The sequence below is a fragment of the Amycolatopsis palatopharyngis genome, assembly GCF_003385185.1.
Taxonomy (GTDB): Bacteria; Actinomycetota; Actinomycetes; order Mycobacteriales; family Pseudonocardiaceae; genus Amycolatopsis; species Amycolatopsis palatopharyngis.
In genome coordinates, this window is the sequence record NZ_PQHZ01000018.1 from 108,502 (window position 1) to 115,052 (window position 6,551).

Consider the following 6,551-nt stretch of genomic DNA (forward strand, 5'->3'; position numbering starts at 1 on the left):
CTGTGGCTCTGGCTGGTTGCCTGTTCAAGGAGTCGCGGTATGGCTGGGGTTGTGTCTGTCGGGGATGCCGCTCACTGCAAGCTGAGGGGATCTCTCATGCGTTCGTCCCGTAAGCCGGGGTTCTTGTCGCGCGCCCTGATCACGGCGTTGTTCGTGGCGCTGCTGCTGGTGGGAATGCCGGTGGGTGCGCCCGTGACGTCGCCCGGGAGCACGGATCTCGGCCTGGGTCGTTTGTGGAGTTCGGTTGTCGGGCTGTTCTCGCCCGACCCGGTAGCCGCGGAACCGGCCGTTCGGAAGGCTTCCGCACCCGAACAACCGCCGAAGCCGCCGAAACGGGTCAAGGAGCTGGTGGCGAAGCGGTCGGCGACGACCAAGGTGTTCGCGATGTCGGACGGGCGGACCGAGGTGGAGATTTCGCCCGAGCCGCAGCACTTCCGGGATGGCGATGGATGGTCCGACATCGACACGACGGTGGTGGAGCGGGGCCGGGACGGGTACCGGTTCGGCAACGACAAGAACAGGTTCCGCAGTGATTTCGGCGACAAGAGCGACAAGCTGGTGCGGTTCGAGGCGGCCGGTAAGCAGGTGGCGCTGGGGATCGCGGGCGAGTCGCGGGAGCTGACGCCGCGGGTGCAGGGCGACACCGTCACCTATCCGGATGCCTTTGGTAGCGCGGATCTCGAGTACGAGGTGACCGGGGAGGCCCTGAAGGAGCGGATCGTGCTGCCCTCACCGGTGGGTGAGTCGGTGTTCCGTTTCACGATGCGGCTGGGCGGCGTGACCGCGCGGCAGCAGCCGGACGGGTCGATCGGGTTCTTCGCCAAGGGCGCGGCCGGCGAGCATGGGCCGCCGTTGTTCGTGATGCCGCGTCCGTTCATGTTCGACAGCAACGAAGACGGAAAGTCGCCGCACGGCAAGGTTTTCAGCGACAAGGTCACCCAGACTGTCGAGCAGCAGGGTGCGAACATCACGGTGACGGTGGCCGCGGACGAGGATTGGTTGGGGGCGCCGGAGCGCCAGTATCCGGTGGTGATCGACCCGACGATCAAGATCGAGCCGACCCCGACCACCGGCGAGGATGTGCAGATCTGGTCGGACACCCCGACCCGAAACGATGGTTCGAGCTACCGGCTCTCGGTCGGTACCGACCCGTGGGGTGTGGCGCGGAGCCTGCTGAAGTTCGACACCTCGGTGGTTCCCGCAGGTACGTCGTTGGCGTCGGCGCGGCTGCGGACGTACTACGACAGCGAGTTGCACACCGCGGTGAACAACGTGGAGATCGAGGCACGTCGAATCACCCAGGCCTTCTCGGAGGACACCGCCACCTGGAACTCCGCGAGCCAGGACTTCGCCGAGGCGGGACTGTCCACTGAGGTCAAGCAGGCGAACAAGGCGAACGTGTGGCACGAGTTCGACGTGCGTAACATCGCGCAGTCCTGGGTGTCGGGCTCGGCGCAGAACCACGGGCTGATGCTCAAGGCGACCGACGAGGCGCTGAACCGGGGCGGAGCGATCTACCAGGCCGCGGAGTACGCCTACGGCGGCGAGGTGGCGAACCGGCCGAAGCTGATCCTGACGTATGGCAGGCCGAGTGTGAACCTGCACTACCCGACGACGATCCGTTCGACGGGTGCGGAGTTGCAGTGGGATCCCTACGTTGATCCGCAGCCGACGAACCCGGCCGACGACGTCGTGGAGTACCAGGTGCACCGCACGGTGTATCAGGCGTTCACGCCGTCGCGGTACACGCTCGTCGCGCCGTTGTCACCGGATACGACGAGTTTCACGGACACGACGGCACGCCCGACACCCGCGGACTCACCGGACCCGTTCGGGGCGGCGTACTACTACATGATCGTGGCCAAGACCAGGGATGGGCAGCTGATCCCCGGTCCGACGCAGGTCGCGCGGCTGCCAAAGGCTGGCCGAGTCACGCAGATCCTGCAGACGGCCGAGGCGACGACGTTGTCCTCGGGACAACCGGACACGAACCTGGACACGTTCGGCGGTCAGAAGTGGTTGTCGGCCGGGATCGGTTCGTCGACCTACGGAACGACCAGGCCCGTGGTGAGTTTCCCTGACCTGTCCTCGATTCCCGCGAACGCGCGGATCGAGGAGGCCGAGGTCGGCCTGTGGGGCTTCTACTCCTGGGGCAGTGGTGCCAGGATAAATGTGCACCAGCTGAATGAGTCGTTCGTGGAGAGTGAGGCGACCTGGCGGCGGGCATCGGCGGCAACTGCCTGGACCGCGGGCGGCGGCACGTACGGCACGATGGCCGACCAGCTGACCACGGTGACGAACGATCCGAAGTGGAACTGGTGGAACGTCTCCGACTTGGTGCAGAACTGGGTCAACGATCCATCGTCGAACCACGGAATGCTGGTCCGGCTCAATGACACGACGGTCGAGCAGCGCGCCTTGTTCCTGTCTGACGAGGCCGCGGAACCGCAGTTGCGGCCCAACCTCGTGGTGACCTACACCGAGCCGACGGCGGAGTCCACCTACTACGCGCCGGACACCCCCTCGATGCGGATGATCCCGGGTGACGAGTACACGGTGCCGGTGACGCTGACCAACACCACCGGGGAGACCTGGTCGGCGGGCAACCGGGTGCTGTCCTACCGCTGGGGTCTGCCGGACGGCACCGATGTCACCACCGGCGGCAACCGGCTGGAGACCTCGCTGCCCGCGGATGTTCCGCCGATGGGCACGGTTACCGTGCAGGCGCGGGTGAAAACGCCGATCCAGAGCGCGGCGGGGAACAAGCGCGAGCAGTTCGTGCTCAGCTGGGACCTGCGCAACACCACCGACGGCAGCTGGCTCTCCGGCACGGGCGGGATTCCGGCGCTGCCGCAGAACGTGACGGTCGAGGACCCGACCAGCGATGAGCTGGGGCTGGAGAAGTTCTACTCCTATGTGGGCAAGTCCACAGGGGCGGGATCGAACGTGCTGGTCAACCAGTACGCCGGCAACACCGTGTTCTCCTACGACGCCTTGTCGAACCCGGGGCGGGGGCTGTCGACGTTCCTGCGGATGACCTACAACAGCATGGACACCTCGGCCACCTCGATGGGCTACGGCTGGTCGATGGCGGCCTCGGGAATCACCCGGCTGGGCACGTCGCTGGACCTGCATCCGAGGGGGCAGGACTATCCGTCGCGGGTCACGATGCCGGACGGGGACGGTACGAGCCACGAGTTCACCTTGAACAAGCACGACTCGACCGACCCGGCGCTGTGGACGTACGACAAGCCCGCGGGCGTACACCTGAATCTGGCGCGATCCTCCGGTGAGGACGCCTCGCGGCGGTGGGTGATGACCCGCCCGGACCGTACGAAGTTCTTCTTCGACGACGAAGGCTGGCTGTCGGCGGTCGCCGACCGCAACGGCAACACCCAGAACTTCACCTACACCGAGCGCAAGTCGAACAACCAGCCGCGCAAGTTCCTGGCCTATGTCACCGATCCAGCGGGCAGGCAGAGCCTGACGCTGGACTACTGGGAGAAGGGGGAGACGAAGAACCCGAAGCTGCTGGACATGGTGCAGTCGGTGACCGACATCTCCGGGCGCAAGGTGACCTTCGGCTACGACGACAAGGGCCTGCTGACCGAGATGGTCGACGGGGCTGGCACACCGCTGGCGAAGACGTTCCGGTTCGCCTATGACGCGGAGCAGGGCAACAAGAACGTCAAGCTCGTCGCGGTGACCGACCCGCGCGGCAACACCAGCGGTCTGGCCTACTACACCGCTCCCGAGGACCCGAAGGACAAGTGGAAGGCCAAGACCCTCACCGACCGGCTGAGTCACGACACGGGATTCGCCTACGCCGACCCCGACGGCTCGGCCGGATCGGAGATGACGTCCACGGTCACCGACGCCGAAGGCCACACCTCCAGCTACCGGATGGACGGCTTCGGCAGGCCCACCTCCACGACCAACGCCAAGAACGAGACCACGGCGATGACGTGGGACGCCGACAACAACGTCGTGTCGCTCACGGAGGACAATGGGGCGGTCTCGACGTGGACTTACGACCCGAAGACCGGGTATCCGACGTCGATCCGAGACGCGGAAGCCGTCGCGAACAACACGCCACCGACCACATTGGAGTATCGGACCGCACCCGGCGGCCACACCGCGGAACTCACCGGGAAGGTGAGCCCGGAGGGCAGACGCTGGGCGTTCGGGTACGACGCCAACGGCAACCTGACGACGGTCACCGACCCCAAGGGCGTCGCCACGCCTGATGTGGCGGACGACTACCGGTCGGTCTACACCTACGATCCGCACGGTCAGCTGCTGACCTCCACGGACGCGAACAGCAACACCACCACGTTCGCCGACTACCACGCGGCCGGCTACCCGCGGGCCACGACCGACGCGCTGGAGAACACCTCCACCGTGGGCTACGACGTGCGGGGCAACGTGGTCTCGGCCACCGACGCGGCCGGCGCCACCACCACGGCGGCCTACGACGTGTTCGGGCGTCCACTGGAGACCACGGTGCCGAAGGACGCCGACGCGGGGGAGCTGATCACGACCCCGGCGCCGGTGTACGACGCGAACGACAACGTCACGCAGTCCACCGCGCCCAACGGCGCGATGACGACGGCGACCTACGACCCGGCCGACCAGCTCACCGCCGCGACCGAGCCGAAGGACACTCCGGACGGTCCCGAGCGGCGCTCGACGTTCAGCTACGACACGATCGGCAACCTGCTCGCCGAGACGCAGCCGTTGGGCACCCTCACCCCCGCCGATCCGGACGACTTCGTCACCCGCTACGCGTATGACGAGATCTCCCAGCTCACCGCGGCCACCAACGCCGCGGGGGAGACGATCTCCTACACCTACGACAACGTCGGCAACCTGGTGACGGTGGTGGATCCGCGTAAGAACGCGACCACCGACGCGGCCGACTACACCACGAAGATCGCCTACGATCGCAACCACCGGCAGGTGTCCACAACGGACGCCCTCGGCCACGTCACCAGTCAGACCTACGACCTCGACGGCAACGTCACCACCAGCACCGACGCCGAGAGCGTCACCACCACCTACGTCTACGACGAACGCTCCTCGGTGGTGGAGGTGCGTGCCCCGCACGCCAACGTGGACGGCAAGACCGTCGTGCGCACCACCAGGGTCGAGTACGACCAGGTCGGTAACCAGACCAGGGTGATCACCCCGCGCGGGGTCGACACCGCCGACGACCCGGACGACTTCGCCGCGCGCACCGTCTACGACAAACTCAACCGGCCCATCGAGAAGCACTCGCCACACGATCCCGGCGACGCCCGCTACGGCACGCCCGACATCACCCGCTACGCCTACGACAAGGTCGGCAACCTCGCCGAGGTATCGGCGCCGCCGTCGGCGGGGCAGTCGGTGCGCAACAGCACCAACTATTCCTACTTCGACAACGGCTGGATCCGCGGCTCCACCGACCCGTGGGACATCGCCACCACCTACGACTACAACAACCTCGGCCAGCAGACCGCCCGCACCCTCACCAGCGCGGGCGGCTCGTCGGCCCGCACCATGAGCTGGGACTACTACCCGGACGGCAAACTCAAGTCGCGCAGCGACGACGGCGTGCCGGTCGGCAAGCACGTGGTGCTGGTCGACAACTCCGACACCCCCAACCTGAAGGTGGCGGGAACCTGGGCCACCAGCAGTGAAGGGACCGGATTCCAGGGCTACGACTACCGCACCGCGCCGGCCGGAACGGGAGACGCGAGCGTCACGTGGACGCTCAACGTGCCCCAGGACGGCGACTACGAGGTGTTCGCCCGCTACCCGGGCGCACAGGCCACCAACGCCCCGTACACCGTGCGGCACAGCGGGGGCGAGACGACGACGGCGGTAAACCAGACCCAGCAGGCGGGGGAGTGGGTCAGCCTCGGCACGCACGCCTTCACCAAGGGCAACACGCACAACGTGGAGCTGACCGACAAGGCTGACGGCCAGGTCGCGGCGGACTCGGTGAAGCTGGTGCGCGACAACTCCGGGGACACCGACACCGAAGCGAAGACGTTCAGCTACACCTACGACGCCAACGCCAACCTCACCTCACTCACCGACAGCAGCCCCGGAGCGAACGTCGACGCCTACGCGATGGGCTACAACGGGCTCAACCAGCTGGCGAAGGTGGAGGAGAAGCTGGCCGGGGCGGTGCTGAACACCACGGCGTTCAGCTACGACCCGAACGGCAACCCGCTGACCCGCGATCACGACACGCAGGACGCGGCGTTCGAGTACGACCCGCGGGACCTGGTCGCGAAGGTGACCAACACCGAGACCGGGCAGGACCCGAAGGTCACCACCTACGGCTACAGCGCGCGCGGGCAGGTGGACCTCGAGACCAAGGCCAACGGCAACACCGTCGACTACGGCTACCACCTCGACGGGCGACTCGCCTCGCAGGGTCCGTAACGCGAACGGTGTTTCCGGCGGTGTCGATTAGTAGGTCTCGGTCACCGGCCAGCGGTCACCGAAGGTGATGGAGAACGCGTTGATCACTGGCTTCCAACGCATCATCCATCGTGCCG

General features: G+C 66.8%; 1 protein-coding gene. It reads left to right on the plus strand.

The genetic code is table 11. The annotated features are described in order from the left end of the window. Positions 1-96: 96 nt before the first annotated feature. Positions 97-6,435 carry a DNRLRE domain-containing protein gene (locus D0C15_RS16180; RefSeq protein ID WP_116046046.1) on the plus strand — a complete coding sequence of 2,113 codons (6,339 nt, stop codon included), beginning with the start codon at positions 97-99 and terminating at the stop codon, positions 6,433-6,435. The last annotated feature ends 116 nt before the right edge of the window (positions 6,436-6,551 follow it).